The sequence below is a fragment of the Limnohabitans sp. Bal53 genome (assembly GCF_003063355.1).
Lineage (GTDB): Bacteria > Pseudomonadota > Gammaproteobacteria > Burkholderiales > Burkholderiaceae_C > Limnohabitans_A.
The window spans coordinates 1-17,639 of sequence record NZ_NESH01000003.1 but is presented as its reverse complement, the minus strand read 5'-3'; the positions used below and the strand labels follow the sequence as shown (position 1 = coordinate 17,639).

The following is a 17,639-nucleotide window of genomic DNA, read 5'->3' as shown; positions in this document are numbered from 1 at the left end:
CTTTGACCTGCCGCCGAACGGCGACCGAAAGAATCCGATGAGCAACACCCCCACCGAACGCTCCGTGGTGCGCGAAGCGCAAAGCGTTGAAAACTACGACCCCATGGCCAAACAAAAGGCCGCAGCCAAACTCTCGCGCATCCCGGTCAAGGTGGAGCAGGCCGAGGTGCTGAAAAAGCCCGATTGGATCCGCGTCAAAGCGGGCTCGCCCACCACCCGTTTTTACGAAATCAAAGACGTGCTGCGCGCCAACAAACTGGTGACCGTCTGCGAAGAGGCCAGTTGCCCCAACATCGGCGAATGCTTTGGTAAGGGCACGGCCACCTTCATGATCATGGGCGACAAATGCACACGGCGCTGCCCGTTTTGCGATGTAGGCCACGGCCGCCCCGACCCCCTGGATGTGAACGAACCCGACAACCTGGCCATGACCATTTCGCAGCTCAAACTGCAATACGTGGTGATTACCAGTGTGGACCGCGATGACCTGCGCGACGGCGGCGCTGGACACTTTGTGGAATGCATCCGCAAAACCCGTGAGCTCTCGCCCACCACCCAAATCGAAGTGCTGGTGCCCGACTTCCGCGGCCGCGACGACCGCGCCCTCGAGATCCTGAAGGCCGCGCCGCCCGATGTGATGAACCACAACATGGAAACCGTGCCGCGCTTGTACAAAGAAGCCCGCCCCGGCTCCGATTACCAGTTCTCGCTGAACCTGCTGAAAAAATTCAAGGCACTGTTCCCGAATGTCCCAACCAAGAGCGGCCTGATGGTCGGCTTAGGCGAGACCGACGAAGAAATCCTCGAAGTCATGCGCGACATGCGTGCGCACAACATCGAGATGCTGACCATTGGGCAGTACCTCGCCCCCAGCAACAGCCACCTGCCGGTGCGTCGCTACGTGCACCCCGACACCTTCAAAATGTTCGAGGCCAAGGCCTACGAAATGGGATTCAGCCACGCTGCAGTGGGCGCGATGGTCAGATCCAGCTACCACGCCGACCAGCAAGCGCATTCGGCAAATCTGAGCTTGGCAGAAAAATCCTGACCCGCCCTCGCCCACCCGACTTCATCCAAGGCCCCCCATGACCGACAACACCGCTGACACCACCGTCTACACGCCCCCCAAAGTCTGGACTTGGAACAAGGCCAATGGCGGACAATTTGCCAACATCAATCGCCCCATCTCGGGGGCCACACACGAACAAGACTTGCCGCGCGGCAAACACCCCTTGCAGCTGTATTCGCTGGGCACGCCCAACGGCGTCAAGGTCACCGTCATGCTCGAAGAATTGTTGGCCCTGGGACATGCGGGCGCCGAATACGATGCCTGGTTGATCCGCATCCACGAGGGTCAACAATTCAGCAGCGGCTTTGTGGGCGTGAACCCCAACTCCAAGATTCCAGCACTGCTCGATTGCAGTGGCGAACAGCCCGTGCGGGTGTTCGAGTCAGGCGCCATCTTGCTGTACCTGGCCGAAAAATTTGGCGCTTTGGTCCCCACCGATCCAGCAAAACGTGCCGAGTGCTTGTCATGGCTGTTTTGGCAAATGGGCAGCGCCCCTTATTTGGGCGGTGGTTTCGGACATTTTTATGCCTACGCCCCATTCAAGATCGAATACGCCATTGACCGTTTTGCCATGGAGGTCAAGCGCGAGATGGATGTGCTGGACCGCCGCTTGTCCGAGAACCGGTTCATCTCAGGCGACGACTACACGATCGCCGACATCGCCATCTGGCCTTGGTATGGCGCCTTGGCCAAAGGTCTCCTGTATGAAGCCGGCGAATTCTTGCAGGTTCAGGAATACGCCCATGTTCAGCGCTGGGCAGAAGAGCTGGCACAACGCCCTGCTGTGAAACGAGGGCGCATGGTCAACCGAGTGATGGGTGCGCCCGAGTCTCAGCTGCACGAACGCCATGACCCGAGCGATTTCGACACCCGCACGCAAGACAAAATCAAAGCCCAGTGAAACCGCCACCGGGCAGGCCCTGCCCGGTGTCCCGCAGCCGACTTAAGGGTTCAGGCAAGCGGCCGGTTCTTCGCTGTCCAGCACCTGTGCAGCCCAAGGGGCAAGTTTGCTGCTGTCCGAGCGCAGCACCTGTTGCTTGACCGCCAGAATTTGCGAGGGGTGCATGGAAAAGCTGCGCAGGCCCAAGCCCAGCAGCAAACGGGTCATGGCCACATCGCCTGCCATTTCGCCGCACACCGACACACTCTTGCCCTGGCGCTGGCACTCGGCAATGGTGTCGGCGATCAGGCGCAGCACGGCCGGGTGCAGCGGGTCGTAAAGATGGGCGACCGACTCATCGGCCCGGTCAATCGCCAAGGTGTACTGGATCAGGTCGTTGGTGCCAATGGACAAGAAGTCAAAGTGCTTGAGGAACAGGCGCAAAGACAAAGCGGCCGCCGGGATTTCGATCATCGCGCCCAACCGGACCGGGCCGTGAACCTGTCCGCGCCGATCCAACTCCTGTCGGGCCTGATCGACCAAGGCCAATGTTTGGCGTATTTCGCTGCCGTGGGCCAGCATGGGAATCAGCAAATTCACCTGCCCATGGGCAGCAGCGCGCAAGATGGCGCGCAGCTGCGTGAGGAACATGGCCGGATCGGCCAAGCACCAGCGGATGGCACGCAAACCCAGGGCTGGGTTCAGGTGTGAAGCTTCGTGACGGGTTTCATCGAGCGGCTTGTCGGCCCCCACATCCACCGTACGGATGGTCACGGGCAAACCGTTCATGCCATCCACCGCACGGCGGTAGGCCTGGTACTGCTCTTCTTCGTCAGGCAAATGGCCTTGGCGGCCCATGAACAGGAATTCACTGCGGAACAAACCCACGCCGACCGCACCAGCGGTGAGGGCTGCTGCGGTGTCTTCGGGCATTTCAATATTGGCCAGCAGCTCGATTTTTTGACCGTCGAGCGTGACAGACGGGGTGTGGCGCAAACGCGCCAGGCGCTCGCGCTCCAGGTCGCCCTGACGCTGTTTGAACCCGTAATCGGCCAGGATGATGGGCGAAGGGTCCACGATGACCACGCCCGCATCACCATCGATGATGACCCAATCGTCTTGTTTGACCAGCTGGCTGGCAGTGCGCGCACCCACCACCGCAGGAATGTCGAGGCTGCGCGCCACGATGGCTGTGTGCGAGGTCTTGCCGCCGACATCGGTCACAAAGCCGGTGAACACGCTTTGTTTGAACTGCAGCATGTCGGCGGGCGACAGGTCATGCGCCACCAGCACCAAGGGCACATCGGTATCGCCCAATTGCAACTCTTGTTGAGGTCTTTGGGGCCGCTTGGCTTGCGCCACCAAGGTTCCGGTGCCCTTGAGGCAGTGCAGCACCCGCTCGCCCACTTGCTCCATGTCGGCCTTGCGTTCGCGCAAGTAAGGGTCTTCCATTTCCTCGAACTGGCGCACGATGATGTCGAGTTGACTGGTCAACGCCCACTCGGCGTTGTACAGGCGTGTCTTGATCCAGTGCACCACCCCTGAGGTCAGTTCCTCGTCTTGCAGCAGCATCAGGTGCACATCCAGCAAAGCCGCCAACTCGTGGGGGGCGTCCTTGGGCATGTCTTTTTGCAGGCGCTGCAGCTCGTCGACCACCGCTTCGCGGGCCACGCGCAAGCGTTGAATCTCGCTGGTGACTTGGTCGGGCTTGACGAAGTAGTGCGCGACATCGACGCGGCTGGAGGCCACCAGAACGGCACGCCCGATGGCGATGCCACGCGCAACCGCCAAGCCATGGATGCTGAAGGTCATGGCTTATTCGCCTTCGCCAAACTTGTCGTTGATCAGCACCAATAGGGCCGTCAAGGCCTCTGCCTCGCGTTCGCCCAAGGTCTCGACCATCACCTCGCTGCCCAGTCCGGCCGCCAACATCATCACACCCATGATGCTTTTGGCATTGATCCGGCGTTCACCTTTGCTCATCCAAACTTCGCACGGAAAGCTGCCTGCCAACTTGGTCAATTTGGCCGAAGCGCGGGCGTGCAGGCCCAATTTATTGCTGATGGTCACGGTGGCTTGGGGCATGTCTCTGTCCGGTTTGATTTTGGGGGGCGGTACTGCCCACGGGCATCACGCCCTGGGTGCCGCCTGCATGGGCGCGTGCGGCCAAGGCTTCCAGGCTTTCGTGGCGATAGCACACGCTGCGCAGCAGCATGGGCAAGTTGGCCCCGGCCACTAAGCGCGTGTGCAGTCCATCACCGAGCTGCTGGGCCACGTTGCAGGGCGTGGCGCCAAACACGTCACTGAGCAGCAGTACATCGCTCGTGTTCAGTGCGGCCATGGCGGCTCGGGCCTGAGCCAGACTGTCTTCAGGCGCGTCATGGGGCAACACGTCCAGCGCCAGCACGCCATTAGCGCAATCGGGAAAGACGTGCAGGGCGCACTCGCGCAAGGCCGTGGCAAGCGGTGCGTGGGCGATGATGAGGATGCCGATCATGGTGGGATCCGATTATCGACTCTGGACTGGTTTTTTGAGCAAAAAATAGGCCCACGATGCGACCGAACTCAGTCCAAAACAGGCCAATGCCACTTGGTATGCCTGCGTGTTGGCAAGCCCCAAGCCACGCCCGGCATCGACCAACAGGCCGATGCCCCACTGCACCACAAAAATGCCCGCAAAAATCACCAAGTTGTAGGCCGACAAGGCACGACCGGCCAAATGCGAGGGGAAAGCCATGCCCACAGCGGGTTGGGCCAGCGCCACAAAGGTGCTGGTCACACACAACAGCGCAACGCCCACGGCAGCACCAGCCCCCACGCTTGGCCCCATCCAGACCAGCGCCCCGATGACCCCGAAACTCAAGGGCAAGCCCCAGGCAATCAGCCGCTCGACCGGAATGCCCCGGCGTGCCAGACCCGGCGTGATCAGGCCCCACACCCAAAAGGTGACCAACATGGCCAAGTTGATGAGGAACAGGCCGGATGCAGCCTCCGCCGCCGTCCAGCCCGCCACCTGCGTCATCCAGGGCCCCGCCCACAAAGTCTGGATGGCCACCATGCCGCCGTAGCTGAAAAAGCCGATCGGCATCATGCGCCAAAAATAAGCGCTGCGCCAGATCTCGCGGTAACTGCCGTCGTCGTCGGGCGGCGTCTGCGCCGCAGCGGCCGTCTGCGTGGCTGTTTTCCACACCGGCACCAACAGAGCAATCAAGAGCATCGCGATGGCGATCATCACGCCCAACATCACAAACAGGGCGCGCCAGCCCCAGATGGGCATGAGCCATTGCACCGGCAAGGTGGCCGCCAGCATGCCCAAAGAGCCGGTCATCAGCATCCAGGAGTTGGTTCGCAGTTGGGTGCTGGCATCAAACCAGCGGCGGTAACCCGTCAGCGGCGCCATGAGGCAAGCGCTCACGCCCATGCCGCACAACACGCGTGCGGCCAGCAGGCCATGAAAACTGTCGGCCCAAGCAAAGGCCAGACAACCGAGCACCGCAAAACTCAAAAAAGCCAGGATGACTTTTTTCGGACCGTGCTGGTCCAACCAGCGCCCCAAAGGCAGCTGCGTCAGCGAAAAGCCTAAAAAGTACCCCCCTGCCAGCAGGCCGAGGTCTTGCGCACTCAAGCTGAATTCGGTGGTCAGGGTGGGCGACAAGGTGGCGGTGATGGCCCGCACCAGGGCCGAGAAGAAATAGGCCAGCGCAAAAGCCAAAAACACCACCACCGCCATGCGGCGCGGCAAGTGGTCAGGATGCGCCAAGGTGTTGCCGCTCAAGGTGGAGCTCATGGTCGGATGCTTTCAAACAACGTGCTGGCCAATTGCGCCGTGATTTTGTCGTCGTAGACCACGGCATGGACCAGCCGCACCCGCTCACCTTCGGCCACAGCACCCCACACGGCGTCCATGTTCACCGGCTCGCCGCTGGCCCGCAGGCCCGGGGCTTGCACCCGCACAGCCGTCGCCAAGGGCAACTGGCCCGGTCGCGGCCAAGCCTGCTGCTGCCCGGCCGCCAAGGGCTGAGCCACACGGGCATTGTCCAAGGTGGCCTTTTGCCAAGCGGCCATGACCGCGCTGGCATCAGAGCCGGCAGGCAAGGCCGCACTCATCACCGCCACGATGGCCGAGCCGCTTTCGCATCCGACCACTTGCAAGTCCACAGGTACGCCCCCCATGGGCACGCTGCGGGTGGTGCGGTCGGGTTTGCAGGGCAATTGCGCTTTGAGGGCAGTGCCCTCAAAAGCGACATCGCGCCAGTTTTGGGCAGGGCTGCAAGCGCTCAAAGTCAGGGCCCCGAAAAGACAGGCCACCAAGGCCGAAGAATGGATTCGCATGGGGTGATTATCCTGATCAGCGGACGCATTGGGTTTTGGCGACAATGTGCTCCATGAATTCACTCGACGGCATCCGCGTTCTCGACCTCTCCCGCGTTCTGGCGGGCCCCTGGTGTACCCAGACCTTGGCCGATCTGGGGGCCGATGTCATCAAGATCGAACGCCCTGGCACAGGCGACGACACCCGCACCTGGGGGCCACCCTTTTTGAAAGACGCCCAAGGCCAAGACAGCGCTGAGGCCGCTTACTATCTGGGCGCCAACCGCAACAAGCGATCGGTGACGTGCGACATCGCCCAGCCCGAGGGCCAAGCATTGATCCGCGAACTGGTTCGCCACTGCGATGTGTTTGTGGAGAACTTCAAGGTCGGCGACATGGCCCGTTACGGCTTGGACTACGCCAGCCTGATCGCCCTGAACCCCAAGCTGGTCTATTGCAGCGTGACCGGCTTTGGCCAAACCGGCCCTTACCGTGAGCGAGCGGGTTACGACTATGCCGTGCAAGGCATCGGCGGCCTGATGAGCGTGACCGGTGAGCGCGACGACTTGGGTGGCGGCCCCCAAAAAGTGGGCGTGGCGGTGGCCGACCTGTTCACCGGCATGTACGCCACCGTGGCGATTTTGGCGGCCCTGCGCCACGCCGAGCGCACGGGTGAAGGCCAGCAGGTCGACATGGCCTTGCTGGACACGCAAGTCGCGATGCTGGCCAATTTGGGCTCCAATTACCTGGTCAGCGGCAAAACGCCGGGCCGCGCTGGCAACGCGCACCAAAACATCGTGCCCTACCAGGTGTTCGAGGTCATGGCCCCACCGGGCGCTGCCCCTGGCAGCCGCGACCACTTGATTTTGGCCGTGGGCAACGACGGTCAGTTTGTCAAGTTTTGTACCGTCGCCGGCTGCCCCGAACTGGCGCAAGACCCGCGCTACGCGCAAAACACCCAACGTGTTCGCCACCGCGACACTTTGGTGCCCTTGCTGGAGGGCATCCTCAAAACCCGCACCAAAGCCGACTGGTTGGCGGCCCTCGAAGCGGCCAAGGTGCCCTGCGGGGCCATCAACACCCTGAGCGAAGTCTTTGTGGACCCGCAAATTCAGGCCCGTGGCATGGTGCAGGATTGGCAGCATCCGATCAAACCCGACCTGAAACTGGTGGCCAGTCCGATCAAAATGAGCCGCACCCCAGTGCGTCAGGACTTGCCGCCTCCCATGCTGGGCCAGCACACCGCCGAAGTCTTGGGCGAAGTGCTGGGCTTGAATGCTGAACAACTCGGCCATCTTCGCGGCAAAGGGGTCATCTGATGGCTAACTTTTTGCTGGTGCATGGCGCTTGGCATGGGGCCTGGTGTTGGCAGCGTGTGGTGCCGGGCCTCATCGGTGCGGGTCACCGCGTCCATGCCGTCACCCTGACAGGCGTGGGTGAGCGCTCGCACCTGTTGCAGCCGGGTATTGATCTTGAAACGCACATCACCGACGTGATGGCCGCCATGGACGCCGAAGAGATGGATGACGTGGTACTGGTGGTGCACTCGTATGCCGGCATGCTGGGCACCGCCGTGGCCGACCGCAGGCCCGAAAGGCTGCGCCACCTGGTTTATTTGGATGCGGTGCTCCCCAAACCCGGAGAAAGCTGGAGCAGCACCCACGCCAGCGTCACCCGAAACGCCCGAATCGCTGCGGCGCAAGCCCATCCCTTGCACGCCTTTCCTGCGCCTGACCCGTCGGTTTTTGGCCTGAGTGATGCTGACCACGCCTGGGTCCAAAGACGCCAAACCCCGCACCCAGGCGGCCCCTACACCCAAGTCCTCGACTTTGATCCCCAACGCGTGGCCCGTGTACCGCGCACATTCATCAACTGCACCACACCGCCATTGGGCACCATCGACGTCAGCCGATTGCGCATGGCAGACCCCAAGTTTTGGGATGGCGCTTGGCTGCCAGGCTCACAAGTGCTGGAGATGCACACCGGTCATGACCCCATGGTCAGTGACCCGGATGGCTTGGTCCAACACTTGTTGTCTTTGCTCTAAAGCCTTTTACGTTTTGCCCCTGCGCGGCACATTCAACGCAAAGCGCCAAACACCTTGCTGAGCAAGGCACTGCCGGCCTCAGCCGGGTTTTGGCGGATCTTCTTTTCCTCTTCGCCGATCATGAAATAAAGCCCATCGAGGGCTTTATCGGTGACGTGGTTTTCCAACAATGCCTTGTCTTTGGGCACCAGACCCATGCCGGACAACTTGCCCGCCACTGCATTGAACTGCTCCACCACGCCCAATTGCCCCAGAACCTGTTTGACCTGGGGCAGAAATTGCGCACTCAAGGGCGCACGTGTCTTGTCCACAAAGAACTGTGTGACCGCAGTATCGCCACCCCTCAAAATGGTCTTGGCATCTTTCACCGACATGGCCTGTATTGACTGCATCAAGGCCTTTTGGGCCAATGGCACAGCTTGTTCTGCGGCGCGGTTCATTTGCAAGGTCAAAGCATCGAGTTGCTGGCCCATGCCCAGCGTTTTGAGCATTCTCGCGCCCTTGTTCAAGGCCTTCGGCAAGCCAATGCGCACTTTGTCGTTGCCCATGAAACCGTCCTCCACACCGAGTAAACCGATTGCGGCTCTGGTGCCTTTTTCCAAGGCCAGTTTCAAGCCTTGTGAGGCATCCCCATCACTCAAGTCCCTCAAACTGAAGCCATGCGCGGGGACAATGGCCAAAATACCCGAGGACATGGCGAACGTATTAAACTTTCTGCGATGAAGAACCATCTGAATACTCCCTGGAATGTGCAGCCTGTGGGCCGTCGTATGTTGAAGGGTGCTTGCGCGCTCGGCTTGCTGCTGGCCCTGTGGGGCTGCGCGGGTGAGCGTGCGCCCGAATCTTCCTTTGTTTTACTCGACGGCAGCACCGTCAGCACTCAGCAATTGCAAGGAAAAGTATCTTTGGTTAATTTTTGGGCCACCAGTTGCACTTCGTGCGTGGCCGAAATGCCCGAGCTGGTCTCCACTTACAACAAGTTCAAGGACCGGGGCTATGAAACCGTGGCCGTGGCCATGAGCTACGACCCACCCAGCTATGTGGTCAATTTTGCCCAGTCACGTCAATTGCCCTTCAAAGTGGCGATTGACAACACTGGGGGCGTAGCGCGCGCTTGGGGCGATGTCAAACTCACACCCACCACCTTTTTGGTGAACAAACGTGGCGAAGTTGTGAAACGGTTTGTCGGGACGCCTAATTTTGTCGAATTGCACCAGTTGATCGACAAGCTGTTGGCAGAATCCTGATTCACTTGTCCCTCACACCTGCAACCGGGCCGCGCTGACCCGGTTGTTTTTTGGAAATCCAGCGGCTTGACTGCGCTGCTTTTAATCCTTGCGGAAGTTGTCGTGGCAGGCTTTGCACGAGGCGGCGGCTGGGCCAAAAGCGGCTTTCAAAGCATCGATGTTGCCCGCTTTGGCTGCGGTGTTGAGCTTCACGATCTCGGCTTGCATTTTGTCAGCCGCTTCTTTGTACTTGCCAGCTTCTTTCCAGATCTCGGGCTTCGCGCGGGTGTCACCCTTGTCTGTGCCTTCACCAAAAGCAGCCCAAGGCAGCTTGGACAGGGTGGCCACCACGTCGGCGTTTTCGGCTGCGGCCTTGGCGTCGTAGGGTACTCGTCCATTGGCCATGGCACCGATTCGGCCGAAATGTGCTGCCATCACCGTGAAACTGGCCTTTCGGTATTTGATGGCATCTTCCGGTTTGGCAAATTGCGCTTGTGCGGGCAAGCCCATCGCCAGCAGTAACAAAGCACTTGCGCAGCTCGTTGTGTATTTCATGTTTGACTCACATCATGGTTTACGGGTTAAAAGGATTTATCCTTCATTCAGTTTCTCATAGTTTTCTGATTCCCGCAGCTTTGAAAGTGTTCATGTTCACCGTTCGCATTTGGGATCTGCCCACCCGCTTTTTTCATTGGGCTTTGGCCGCTTGTGTGGTTGGTTTGTTCATCACGGGCAATGTCGGGGGCAATGCCATGGTTTGGCATTTCCGCTTGGGCTATGCCGTATTGACTTTGGTGCTTTTCAGGCTGGCTTGGGGGTTTGTAGGTGGGCACTGGTCACGCTGGTCCAGTTTGTCCTTGCACCCACGACATGCCTTGGCCTATTTGCAAACACGCGCCAACGAACGGACTGAAGCCGGGCACAACCCGCTGGGCTCTTGGTCCATTCTTGCCATGCTGTTTTTTGTTTTGTTTCAAGTCTCTACTGGTTTGATCAGTGATGACGAGATCGCCAATTCCGGGCCTTTGACTGCACTGGTCTCTGGTAGCTGGGTGTCATGGGCCTCGGCTTGGCACAAACATTGGGGCAAGCTGATCATTTTGGCCTTGGTGGTCTTGCACCTCCTGGCTCTGCTTTGGCATCGCTTTAAAAAGCACCCACCCTTGGTGCCCGCCATGCTGCACGGTGACAAAACACTGCCGCAACCCGTGCCTGCCTCTCGCGACCATTGGCCTCATCGTCTTGTCGCCTTGTTGATCTTGGGCCTGTCGGCCTTGTCCGTTTATGGCCTGCTGTTATGGGGTACTTGATCTTGCCTATACACTGTGTATCTGCGGAGGAAGACCCCCTTGAATTCATCACCTGATTCACCTGTCATTGTGCTGCGCAGCCCCGCTCACACCGCCGACCTGCTGGCTACGCGCTCCATCTTCATGGAATACGCGGCCAGTCTGAATGTGGATTTGTGTTTTCAGGATTTTGAGCAGGAGCTGGATGCCCTACCCGGTGAGTACACCGACCCCCGTGGCGCCTTGCTTCTGGCCTGGGTCGACGGCGAAGTGGCAGGGTGCTGCGCCTTGCGACCCTTCGATGCCAGCGATTACGCCAATGCCGCCGAGATGAAACGCCTGTATGTGCGCCCAGCCTATCGGGGATTGGGATTGGGCCGCCTGCTGACCGAAGCGATCCTGGATGCAGCACGCGCTGCGGCCTATCACTGTGTTTTGCTCGACACCTTAGACGACATGGAAGCCGCTCGCGCCTTGTACGAGGATTTAGGCTTTTTCGAGATTCCACCCTATTACCACAACCCTCACGCTGGCGCTCATTACCTCAAAGTAGACATTATCTAATCGATCTGTCGTGAGGCATCCAGTCAACGTGCATCCATAAAAAAAGGACCCAAGGTCCCTTTTTGATCGGCTTGACAAGGCTCAAGCCTTGGCTTGCGCCAGCAGTGTTCCTGCATCGCTGACTTCAAATTTACCAGGGCCTTCCACGTTCAAAGTAGCCACCTTGCCGTCTTTGACGAGCATGGAATAACGGTTACTGCGCACACCCATGCCACGTGCTGTCAGGTCCAGCGTCAAGCCTGTAGCTTTGCTGAAGTCGCCACTGCCATCTCCCAACATGCGCACTTTGGTGCCCGTCTTTTGTTCGCGTGCCCATGCACCCATCACGAAAGCGTCGTTCACGCTCACGCACCAGATCTCATCCACGCCAGCGGCCTTCAAGGCATCATGGTTTTCCACATAGCCTGGTACGTGTTTGACCGAGCAGGTGGGCGTGAAAGCACCTGGCAAAGCAAACAGGGCGATGGTCTTGCCGGCTGTGGCCTTGGCCACATCGACGGGATTGGGGCCAATGCTGCAACCGTTGCCTTCCACTTCGACGTATTCCATCAGTGTGGCTGCGGGTAATGTATCTCCGACTTTGATCATGTTGTGCTCCTTGTTGTGATGTGGCGAAATGGCCTGGGTAAAAAAAAACGACCCACCATTGTGGGTCGTTTTCAAAAAGTTTGCAGCAGTTGGCCTGAAGGGCTTAAACGGCAGCAGCTTTCTGAACCAGGCGCGTAGCAACCCAGTTTTTGGTCTTCGAAATCGGACGGCTTTCCGTGATTTCGATGGTGTCGCCCAGGTGGAACTCACCTGTTTCGTCGTGCGCGTGGTACTTGCTCGACTTGGCCACGATCTTGCCGTAGAGGGCGTGTTTCACACGACGCTCAACCAGCACGGTCACGGTCTTGGCGCGCTTGTCGCTGACCACCTTGCCAATCAAGGTGCGCTTGAGGGATGTTTTAGCTTCCGTCATGGTCACTCCTTACTTGGCGGCTTGCTTTTGGGCAAGAATGGTTTTGGCACGGGCGATGGCACGGCGAGTTTCGCTCAGCGTACCGGTGTTGCCGAGTTGTTGTGTGGCTTTTTGCATACGAAGGCCAAAGTGGGCTTTTTGCAGCGCTTTGATTTCGTCTTTCACACCAGCAACGTCTTTTTGGCGCAATTCAGCAGCATTCATTTCTTATTTCTCCTGAATTATTGGCCAATCATGCGGGCCACAAAAGTGGTACGCAGAGGCAACTTGGCAGCGGCCAATTTGAAGGCTTCACGGGCCAACTCTTCTGGCACGCCTACGATTTCGTAGAGCACCTTACCGGGTTGGATCTCAGCCACGTAGTACTCGGGGTTACCTTTACCGTTACCCATACGCACTTCAGCAGGCTTGGTGGAAATCGGCTTGTCAGGGAACACACGAATCCAGATACGACCACCACGTTTGACGTGACGGGAAATCGCACGACGTGCGGCTTCGATCTGGCGGGCCGTCAGACGGCCGCGATCAGTGGACTTCAGACCGAAGTCACCGAACGCCACCGTGTTGCCACGGGTAGCGACGCCGGTGTTGCGGCCCTTCTGTTCCTTGCGGAACTTTCTGCGAGCAGGTTGCAGCATGTTGTTACTCCTTATTGACCGTCAGCTGCTGCAGCTGGCGCGGCGACTGTGCGTACGCGCTTAACGGCGGGTTTGGCATCACCACCCGCGCCGGCAGGCTTGTCGCTGCCGTCGGTGGGTGCTGTGTTGGTGCCAGCGGGGCGACGTGGACCGCCACGGCGATCGCCTGCGGGGCGCTCACCAGGACGGGCATCACGACGTGGACCACGCGGACGGCGCTCTTCTTCGGCACGAGGCTCAGCCAAAGCTGGCGCATCGTTGCGACCCAAAGTGTCGCCCTTGTAGACCCATACCTTGACGCCGATGACGCCGTAGGTGGTCTTGGCTTCCGAAGTGGCGTAGTCGATGTCAGCGCGCAGGGTGTGCAATGGCACACGGCCTTCGCGGTACCACTCAGTACGCGCAATTTCGATGCCGTTCAGACGGCCAGCCGACATGATCTTGATGCCTTGGGCACCCAGACGCATGGCGTTTTGCATGGCGCGTTTCATGGCGCGGCGGAACATGATCCGCTTTTCGAGCTGTTGGGTGATGCTGTCAGCGATCAGTTGGGCATCGATTTCAGGCTTGCGCACTTCTTCGATGTTGACCGCAACAGGCACGCCCAGACGCGCAGCGAGTTCTTTCTTGAGCAACTCGATGTCTTCGCCTTTTTTGCCGATCACCACACCTGGACGAGCCGAGAAGATGGTGATGCGGGCGCTCTTGGCTGGACGCTCGATCAGCACGCGGGAAACCGCAGCGTTCTTGAGCTTGGCCTTGAGGTACTCACGCACCTTGATGTCTTCGGCCAGCATGCCGGCGAAGTCTTTGTTGCTGGCGTACCAACGGCTGGACCAGTTACGGCTGACGGCCAAACGGAAGCCGGTAGGATGGATTTTTTGTCCCATGTTTCTTCCCTGGCTTAGTTGCCGACCGTCACATACACATGGCATGTGGGTTTGCTGATGCGGTTGCCACGGCCTTTGGCGCGGGCGGTGAAACGCTTGAGCGTGGTGCCTTGTTCGACGTAGATGGTTTTCACCTTCAATTCGTCGATGTCGGCGCCGTCGTTGTGTTCAGCGTTGGCGATGGCGGACTCGAGAACCTTCTTGACGATGCCCGCAGCTTTTTTCTGCGTGAAAGTCAAAATGTTCAGAGCTTGATCCACTTTTTTACCGCGAATCAAATCGGCGACCAGGCGGCCTTTATCGACCGACAAACGGACGCCCCGGAGGACTGCACGTGTTTCCATGGTCTTTCCTTATTTCTTCTGGACTTTTTTGTCCGCAGGGTGACCCTTGAATGTCCGGGTCAATGCGAATTCGCCCAATTTGTGGCCAACCATTTGGTCGGTCACATAAACAGGAACGTGTTGCTTGCCGTTGTGAACGGCGATGGTCAGACCGATGAAATCGGGCAAAACCATGGAGCGACGCGACCATGTCTTGACGGGCTTTTTGTCTTTGGTGGCAACGGCTTTTTCAACCTTGGCCAACAAGTGGTGGTCAACGAATGGACCCTTTTTGAGAGAGCGTGTCATTGTCTAACCCTTACTTCTTGCGACGCGACACGATCATGACCTGTGTGCGCTTGTTGTTACGGGTACGGTAGCCCTTGGTGAGGTTGCCCCACGGGTCTACTGCATGACGGCCTTCGCCGGTACGGCCTTCGCCACCACCGTGCGGGTGATCCACTGGGTTCATGGCCACGCCACGAACGGTTGGGCGGATACCCATCCAACGCTTGACACCGGCCTTGCCCAATTGGCGCAGGCTGTGCTCTTCGTTGGCGACTTCACCAATGGTTGCACGGCACTCGATGTGGATCTTGCGAACTTCACCGGAGCGCATACGCACTTGAGCGTAGATGCCTTCGCGAGCCAACAATGTGGCCGAAGCACCAGCCGAGCGGGCGATCTGTGCACCAGCACCGGGCTTGAGCTCGATGCAATGGATGGTCGAACCCACGGGGATGTTGCGGATTGGCAAAGTGTTGCCAGCGCGGATCGGCGCTTCTGGGCCCGACATCAGGGTTGCACCGGTCTCAATGCCACGAGGGGCAATGATGTAACGGCGCTCGCCATCGGCGTAGCACAGCAAAGCAATGTGCGCAGTACGGTTTGGGTCGTACTCGATGCGCTCGACTTTCGCCGGGATCGCGTCTTTGTTGCGCTTGAAATCGACCACGCGGTAGTGGTGCTTGTGACCACCGCCTTTGTGGCGCGTTGTGATGTGACCGTTGTTGTTACGGCCCGACTTCTGGTGCTGGGGTTCCAGCAACGGAGCGTAGCCTTCACCTTTGTGCAGGTGGTCACGGGTGACCTTCACCACGCCACGACGGCCTGGGGATGTCGGTTTGATCTTGATGACAGCCATGATTACGCAGCCTCCCCAGACAGGTTCAGCTCTTGACCTGGTTGCAGCGTGACATAAGCCTTGCGAACGTTGTCGCGACGGCCAATGGTCTTGCCAAAACGCTTGGTCTTGCCCTTGGTATTCACCACAGACACGCCTTTGACCTCAACCTTGAACATCAATTGCACAGCGGCTTTGATTTCAGGCTTGGTAGCGTCCTGCAGCACTTTGAATGTCACGGTGTTGGACTTTTCAGCAACCATGGTGGCCTTTTCGGACACGATGGGCGCAACCAGCACGGACATCAGACGACCTTCGTCAAACTTCACGGCGCTCATGCAAACATCTCCTTGAGTTTGTCCATGGCACCTTTGGTCACGAGGACTTTCTTGAAGTTCACCAAAGACACGGGATCAGCGTAACGCGGCTCAACAATCAGGATGTTGATCAGGTTGCGCGATGCCAAGTACAGGTTTTCGTCGACTTCGTCGGCGATCACCAGCACGTTGTCGAGACTCATGGCCTTGAACTTGGCAGCGAGCTGCTTGGTTTTGGGTGTCTCAACTTTGAAGGAATCCACCACAGCCAGACGGCCTTCGCGGGCCAACTGGGAGAAGATCGAAGCCATACCCGCGCGGTACATCTTCTTGTTGATCTTCTGGGTGAAGTTTTCGTCGGGCATGTTCGGGAAAATCCGACCACCGCCACGCCACAAAGGCGAGGAAGTCATGCCAGCACGAGCGCGACCAGTGCCTTTTTGTTTAAAAGGCTTCTTAGTGGAGTGGTGAACTTGTTCACGGTCCTTTTGAGCGCGGGTGCCTTGACGGGCATTGGCCTGATAAGCCACCACGATCTGGTGAATCAGGGCTTCGTTGTATTCACGACCGAACACAGTCTCGGGCGCGTCCACTTTGGAAGCGGCTTGACCTTGGTCGTTCAGGAGTTCGAGCTGCATCAGTTCGCTCCTTTAACTTTAACGGCGGGACGCACTGTCACGAAACCACCTTTGGAACCGGGAATGGCACCCTTGATCATCAACAGACCACGGGCTTCGTCAACGCGGATCACGGCGAGGTTCTGCGTAGTGCAAGTCACGTCACCGAGGTGGCCCGACATTTTCTTGCCAGGGAACACGCGGCCGGGATCTTGCGCCATCGAAATCGAACCAGGCACGTTGTGCGAACGGCTGTTACCGTGCGATGCGCGCTGCGACTTGAAGTTGTGACGCTTGATCGTGCCGGTGAAGCCTTTACCGATGGAAGTGCCTTGCACGTCCACTTTCTGGCCCACAGCAAACACAGCAGCCACGGGCACAGTGGCGCCAGCGGCGTACTGGGCGGCCGTGTCAGCGGTCACGCGGAATTCTTGAATGATTTCACCGGCTTCCACACCGGCTTTGGCCAGGTGACCAGCGATGGGCTTGGTCACGCGCGATGCCTTGCGGGCACCAAATGTCACTTGCAAAGCGACATAGCCATCGTTCTCTTGGGTTTTGACCTGGGATACACGGTTGTTAGACACATCCAACACTGTGACAGGAACTGAATCCCCATCATCAGTGAACAGACGCATCATGCCCACCTTGCGACCCAGCAACCCGAGGGAGTTGCTCAGACTCATTGTTTTCTCCAAAACTTTCACCGAGGCCACTTCAATTGGCAGCCCCGTTTGGTGTGTGAAAGACTGTTAATAAATCTCACCCCAAAAGAGGTGAGCCTGAAATTATAGCCCGACTTGCCATTTCTGGCAAATCGGGCCTTGTTTCAAGTTTTGGATGGCCTAGCGACCACCCCAAACCGCATTACTGCAGCTTGATTTCGACGTCCACGCCAGCGGGCAGATCGAGTTTCATCAGGGCGTCCACAGTCTTGTCTGTGGGGTCCACGATGTCCATCAAACGCTGGTGCGTACGGATTTCCAACTGGTCACGGCTGGTCTTGTTGACGTGCGGTGAGCGCAGGATGTCAAAACGCTTCATGCGTGTTGGCAAAGGCACGGGGCCCTTGACAATCGCGCCGGTGCGCTTGGCGGTGTCAACGATCTCGGCAGCGGACTGGTCGATCAGTTTGTAGTCAAACGCCTTCAGGCGGATGCGGATTTTTTGCTTGGATGACATGTCAATTCCTTGTGGTGAGTTTCTGCTTGCAGTTACGCATTGGCCAGGCCAATGCGCTGCTGCGCCACAAAAGAATTAAGCAATGATCTTGGCAACGACGCCCGCGCCAACGGTGCGGCCACCTTCGCGGATGGCAAAGCGCAAGCCTTCTTCCATCGCAATGGGGTTGATCAACTTCACAGTGATCGACACGTTGTCACCA

Annotated in this window: 26 protein-coding genes and 1 pseudogene; 7 read left to right on the top strand and 20 right to left on the bottom strand. The window is 58.7% G+C overall.

From position 1 onward, the window contains the following. Nucleotides 1-37: 37 nt before the first annotated feature. Both lipA and yghU read left to right on the top strand, forming a co-directional pair. Nucleotides 38-1,048 (top strand): lipoyl synthase, encoded by a 1,011-nt coding sequence (lipA, locus tag B9Z50_RS09595; RefSeq protein WP_108363776.1) that lies wholly within the window; start codon nucleotides 38-40, stop codon nucleotides 1,046-1,048. Between the two features lie 37 nt (nucleotides 1,049-1,085). Further along, nucleotides 1,086-1,970 (top strand): glutathione-dependent disulfide-bond oxidoreductase, encoded by an 885-nt coding sequence (yghU, locus tag B9Z50_RS09590; protein WP_108363774.1) that lies wholly within the window; start codon nucleotides 1,086-1,088, stop codon nucleotides 1,968-1,970. 42 nt (nucleotides 1,971-2,012) lie between these two features. On the opposite strand, the gene ptsP is transcribed toward yghU, so the two are convergent. The 5 genes from ptsP to B9Z50_RS09565 are packed head-to-tail and all read right to left on the bottom strand — an operon-like array spanning nucleotide 2,013 to nucleotide 6,281. Continuing rightward, entirely contained in the window at nucleotides 2,013-3,761 is a 1,749-nt protein-coding gene (gene ptsP / locus B9Z50_RS09585) for a phosphoenolpyruvate--protein phosphotransferase (RefSeq protein ID WP_108363772.1), read from the bottom strand. A gap of 3 nt (nucleotides 3,762-3,764) precedes the next feature. Beyond that, nucleotides 3,765-4,034, bottom strand: a complete 270-nt coding sequence (locus B9Z50_RS09580; protein WP_108363770.1) for an HPr family phosphocarrier protein — start codon at nucleotides 4,032-4,034, stop codon at nucleotides 3,765-3,767. Next, nucleotides 4,003-4,446: a PTS sugar transporter subunit IIA gene (locus tag B9Z50_RS09575; RefSeq protein WP_108364348.1), complete on the bottom strand. Its 444-nt coding sequence runs from the start codon at nucleotides 4,444-4,446 to the stop codon at nucleotides 4,003-4,005. The genes B9Z50_RS09580 and B9Z50_RS09575 overlap by 32 nt, the downstream gene beginning before the upstream one ends. A 12-nt stretch (nucleotides 4,447-4,458) precedes the next feature. Beyond that, nucleotides 4,459-5,736 carry an MFS transporter gene (locus B9Z50_RS09570; protein ID WP_108363768.1) on the bottom strand — a complete coding sequence of 426 codons (1,278 nt, stop codon included), beginning with the start codon at nucleotides 5,734-5,736 and terminating at the stop codon, nucleotides 4,459-4,461. Next, complete coding sequence (locus B9Z50_RS09565; protein WP_108363766.1) at nucleotides 5,733-6,281, bottom strand: hypothetical protein; 549 nt, start codon at nucleotides 6,279-6,281, stop codon at nucleotides 5,733-5,735. Before B9Z50_RS09565 ends, B9Z50_RS09570 begins: the two co-directional genes overlap by 4 nt. A 53-nt stretch (nucleotides 6,282-6,334) precedes the next feature. Here B9Z50_RS09565 and B9Z50_RS09560 point away from each other — a divergent pair, with 53 nt between their 5' ends. Beyond that, nucleotides 6,335-7,579 carry a CaiB/BaiF CoA-transferase family protein gene (locus tag B9Z50_RS09560; RefSeq protein WP_108363764.1) on the top strand — a complete coding sequence of 415 codons (1,245 nt, stop codon included), beginning with the start codon at nucleotides 6,335-6,337 and terminating at the stop codon, nucleotides 7,577-7,579. Further along, on the top strand, nucleotides 7,579-8,307 hold the full coding sequence (locus tag B9Z50_RS09555) for an alpha/beta fold hydrolase (protein WP_108363762.1): 729 nt from the start codon (nucleotides 7,579-7,581) through the stop codon (nucleotides 8,305-8,307). The genes B9Z50_RS09560 and B9Z50_RS09555 overlap by 1 nt, the downstream gene beginning before the upstream one ends. A 32-nt stretch (nucleotides 8,308-8,339) precedes the next feature. On the opposite strand, the gene B9Z50_RS09550 is transcribed toward B9Z50_RS09555, so the two are convergent. After that, a complete protein-coding gene (locus B9Z50_RS09550; RefSeq protein ID WP_108363760.1) occupies nucleotides 8,340-9,002 on the bottom strand; it encodes a DUF4197 domain-containing protein in 663 nt (220 codons plus the stop codon). A 75-nt stretch (nucleotides 9,003-9,077) separates the two neighbouring features. Here B9Z50_RS09550 and B9Z50_RS09545 point away from each other — a divergent pair, with 75 nt between their 5' ends. Continuing rightward, nucleotides 9,078-9,554, top strand: coding sequence for a TlpA disulfide reductase family protein (locus tag B9Z50_RS09545; RefSeq protein WP_108363758.1), 477 nt, complete (start codon nucleotides 9,078-9,080; stop codon nucleotides 9,552-9,554). Between the two features lie 81 nt (nucleotides 9,555-9,635). Here the strand turns inward: B9Z50_RS09545 and B9Z50_RS09540 are convergent, their stop codons facing one another. Then, nucleotides 9,636-10,088 (bottom strand): cytochrome c, encoded by a 453-nt coding sequence (locus B9Z50_RS09540; protein WP_108363756.1) that lies wholly within the window; start codon nucleotides 10,086-10,088, stop codon nucleotides 9,636-9,638. Nucleotides 10,089-10,180: 92 nt separating this feature from the next. Between B9Z50_RS09540 and B9Z50_RS09535 the strand changes: the two genes are divergently transcribed. Continuing rightward, complete coding sequence (locus B9Z50_RS09535) at nucleotides 10,181-10,843, top strand: cytochrome b/b6 domain-containing protein (RefSeq protein ID WP_108364346.1); 663 nt, start codon at nucleotides 10,181-10,183, stop codon at nucleotides 10,841-10,843. A 66-nt stretch (nucleotides 10,844-10,909) separates the two neighbouring features. Further along, nucleotides 10,910-11,386: a GNAT family N-acetyltransferase gene (locus B9Z50_RS09530; protein ID WP_370463076.1), complete on the top strand. Its 477-nt coding sequence runs from the start codon at nucleotides 10,910-10,912 to the stop codon at nucleotides 11,384-11,386. Nucleotides 11,387-11,467: 81 nt separating this feature from the next. On the opposite strand, the gene B9Z50_RS09525 is transcribed toward B9Z50_RS09530, so the two are convergent. From B9Z50_RS09525 to B9Z50_RS09465, 13 genes and pseudogenes are all read right to left on the bottom strand, one after another. Then, nucleotides 11,468-11,974 carry a peroxiredoxin gene (locus B9Z50_RS09525; protein ID WP_108364342.1) on the bottom strand — a complete coding sequence of 169 codons (507 nt, stop codon included), beginning with the start codon at nucleotides 11,972-11,974 and terminating at the stop codon, nucleotides 11,468-11,470. A gap of 103 nt (nucleotides 11,975-12,077) precedes the next feature. After that, complete coding sequence (gene rpsQ, locus B9Z50_RS09520) at nucleotides 12,078-12,347, bottom strand: 30S ribosomal protein S17 (protein WP_019426898.1); 270 nt, start codon at nucleotides 12,345-12,347, stop codon at nucleotides 12,078-12,080. Nucleotides 12,348-12,356: 9 nt separating this feature from the next. Continuing rightward, entirely contained in the window at nucleotides 12,357-12,551 is a 195-nt protein-coding gene (gene rpmC / locus B9Z50_RS09515) for a 50S ribosomal protein L29 (protein WP_108363754.1), read from the bottom strand. 17 nt (nucleotides 12,552-12,568) lie between these two features. Then, the gene (rplP, locus tag B9Z50_RS09510) at nucleotides 12,569-12,985 is read right to left on the bottom strand and encodes a 50S ribosomal protein L16 (RefSeq protein WP_019426900.1); all 417 of its coding nucleotides are present in this window, start codon (nucleotides 12,983-12,985) and stop codon (nucleotides 12,569-12,571) included. A gap of 11 nt (nucleotides 12,986-12,996) precedes the next feature. Next, nucleotides 12,997-13,875 carry a 30S ribosomal protein S3 gene (gene rpsC, locus B9Z50_RS09505; RefSeq protein WP_090142387.1) on the bottom strand — a complete coding sequence of 293 codons (879 nt, stop codon included), beginning with the start codon at nucleotides 13,873-13,875 and terminating at the stop codon, nucleotides 12,997-12,999. A gap of 14 nt (nucleotides 13,876-13,889) precedes the next feature. Next, entirely contained in the window at nucleotides 13,890-14,219 is a 330-nt protein-coding gene (gene rplV / locus B9Z50_RS09500) for a 50S ribosomal protein L22 (RefSeq protein ID WP_019426902.1), read from the bottom strand. A 9-nt stretch (nucleotides 14,220-14,228) separates the two neighbouring features. Continuing rightward, the gene (gene rpsS / locus B9Z50_RS09495) at nucleotides 14,229-14,507 is read right to left on the bottom strand and encodes a 30S ribosomal protein S19 (protein ID WP_007847809.1); all 279 of its coding nucleotides are present in this window, start codon (nucleotides 14,505-14,507) and stop codon (nucleotides 14,229-14,231) included. A gap of 10 nt (nucleotides 14,508-14,517) precedes the next feature. Continuing rightward, entirely contained in the window at nucleotides 14,518-15,342 is an 825-nt protein-coding gene (rplB, locus tag B9Z50_RS09490; protein WP_090044295.1) for a 50S ribosomal protein L2, read from the bottom strand. 2 nt (nucleotides 15,343-15,344) lie between these two features. After that, complete coding sequence (gene rplW, locus B9Z50_RS09485) at nucleotides 15,345-15,659, bottom strand: 50S ribosomal protein L23 (protein WP_089952296.1); 315 nt, start codon at nucleotides 15,657-15,659, stop codon at nucleotides 15,345-15,347. Beyond that, complete coding sequence (gene rplD / locus B9Z50_RS09480; RefSeq protein WP_019426906.1) at nucleotides 15,656-16,276, bottom strand: 50S ribosomal protein L4; 621 nt, start codon at nucleotides 16,274-16,276, stop codon at nucleotides 15,656-15,658. Before rplD ends, rplW begins: the two co-directional genes overlap by 4 nt. Then, entirely contained in the window at nucleotides 16,276-16,941 is a 666-nt protein-coding gene (rplC, locus tag B9Z50_RS09475; protein WP_062406804.1) for a 50S ribosomal protein L3, read from the bottom strand. Before rplC ends, rplD begins: the two co-directional genes overlap by 1 nt. 181 nt (nucleotides 16,942-17,122) lie before the next feature. Beyond that, on the bottom strand, nucleotides 17,123-17,437 hold the full coding sequence (gene rpsJ, locus B9Z50_RS09470; RefSeq protein ID WP_019426908.1) for a 30S ribosomal protein S10: 315 nt from the start codon (nucleotides 17,435-17,437) through the stop codon (nucleotides 17,123-17,125). Between the two features lie 75 nt (nucleotides 17,438-17,512). Beyond that, a pseudogene (locus B9Z50_RS09465) lies at nucleotides 17,513-17,639 on the bottom strand (elongation factor Tu); the annotation flags it as partial.

What these genes read in the sequence shown, in the direction of transcription:
- lipA (WP_108363776.1), top strand. Translation starts at nt 38, where the DNA reads ATGAGCAACACCCCCACCGAACGCTCCGTGGTGCGCGAAGCGCAAAGC.
- yghU (WP_108363774.1), top strand. Translation starts at nt 1,086, where the DNA reads ATGACCGACAACACCGCTGACACCACCGTCTACACGCCCCCCAAAGTC.
- ptsP (WP_108363772.1), bottom strand. Translation starts at nt 3,761, where the DNA reads ATGACCTTCAGCATCCATGGCTTGGCGGTTGCGCGTGGCATCGCCATC.
- B9Z50_RS09580 (WP_108363770.1), bottom strand. Translation starts at nt 4,034, where the DNA reads ATGCCCCAAGCCACCGTGACCATCAGCAATAAATTGGGCCTGCACGCC.
- B9Z50_RS09575 (WP_108364348.1), bottom strand. Translation starts at nt 4,446, where the DNA reads ATGATCGGCATCCTCATCATCGCCCACGCACCGCTTGCCACGGCCTTG.
- B9Z50_RS09570 (WP_108363768.1), bottom strand. Translation starts at nt 5,736, where the DNA reads ATGAGCTCCACCTTGAGCGGCAACACCTTGGCGCATCCTGACCACTTG.
- B9Z50_RS09565 (WP_108363766.1), bottom strand. Translation starts at nt 6,281, where the DNA reads ATGCGAATCCATTCTTCGGCCTTGGTGGCCTGTCTTTTCGGGGCCCTG.
- B9Z50_RS09560 (WP_108363764.1), top strand. Translation starts at nt 6,335, where the DNA reads ATGAATTCACTCGACGGCATCCGCGTTCTCGACCTCTCCCGCGTTCTG.
- B9Z50_RS09555 (WP_108363762.1), top strand. Translation starts at nt 7,579, where the DNA reads ATGGCTAACTTTTTGCTGGTGCATGGCGCTTGGCATGGGGCCTGGTGT.
- B9Z50_RS09550 (WP_108363760.1), bottom strand. Translation starts at nt 9,002, where the DNA reads ATGTCCTCGGGTATTTTGGCCATTGTCCCCGCGCATGGCTTCAGTTTG.
- B9Z50_RS09545 (WP_108363758.1), top strand. Translation starts at nt 9,078, where the DNA reads ATGTTGAAGGGTGCTTGCGCGCTCGGCTTGCTGCTGGCCCTGTGGGGC.
- B9Z50_RS09540 (WP_108363756.1), bottom strand. Translation starts at nt 10,088, where the DNA reads ATGAAATACACAACGAGCTGCGCAAGTGCTTTGTTACTGCTGGCGATG.
- B9Z50_RS09535 (WP_108364346.1), top strand. Translation starts at nt 10,181, where the DNA reads ATGTTCACCGTTCGCATTTGGGATCTGCCCACCCGCTTTTTTCATTGG.
- B9Z50_RS09525 (WP_108364342.1), bottom strand. Translation starts at nt 11,974, where the DNA reads ATGATCAAAGTCGGAGATACATTACCCGCAGCCACACTGATGGAATAC.
- rpsQ (WP_019426898.1), bottom strand. Translation starts at nt 12,347, where the DNA reads ATGACGGAAGCTAAAACATCCCTCAAGCGCACCTTGATTGGCAAGGTG.
- rpmC (WP_108363754.1), bottom strand. Translation starts at nt 12,551, where the DNA reads ATGAATGCTGCTGAATTGCGCCAAAAAGACGTTGCTGGTGTGAAAGAC.
- rplP (WP_019426900.1), bottom strand. Translation starts at nt 12,985, where the DNA reads ATGCTGCAACCTGCTCGCAGAAAGTTCCGCAAGGAACAGAAGGGCCGC.
- rpsC (WP_090142387.1), bottom strand. Translation starts at nt 13,875, where the DNA reads ATGGGACAAAAAATCCATCCTACCGGCTTCCGTTTGGCCGTCAGCCGT.
- rplV (WP_019426902.1), bottom strand. Translation starts at nt 14,219, where the DNA reads ATGGAAACACGTGCAGTCCTCCGGGGCGTCCGTTTGTCGGTCGATAAA.
- rpsS (WP_007847809.1), bottom strand. Translation starts at nt 14,507, where the DNA reads ATGACACGCTCTCTCAAAAAGGGTCCATTCGTTGACCACCACTTGTTG.
- rplB (WP_090044295.1), bottom strand. Translation starts at nt 15,342, where the DNA reads ATGGCTGTCATCAAGATCAAACCGACATCCCCAGGCCGTCGTGGCGTG.
- rplW (WP_089952296.1), bottom strand. Translation starts at nt 15,659, where the DNA reads ATGAGCGCCGTGAAGTTTGACGAAGGTCGTCTGATGTCCGTGCTGGTT.
- rplD (WP_019426906.1), bottom strand. Translation starts at nt 16,276, where the DNA reads ATGCAGCTCGAACTCCTGAACGACCAAGGTCAAGCCGCTTCCAAAGTG.
- rplC (WP_062406804.1), bottom strand. Translation starts at nt 16,941, where the DNA reads ATGAGTCTGAGCAACTCCCTCGGGTTGCTGGGTCGCAAGGTGGGCATG.
- rpsJ (WP_019426908.1), bottom strand. Translation starts at nt 17,437, where the DNA reads ATGTCATCCAAGCAAAAAATCCGCATCCGCCTGAAGGCGTTTGACTAC.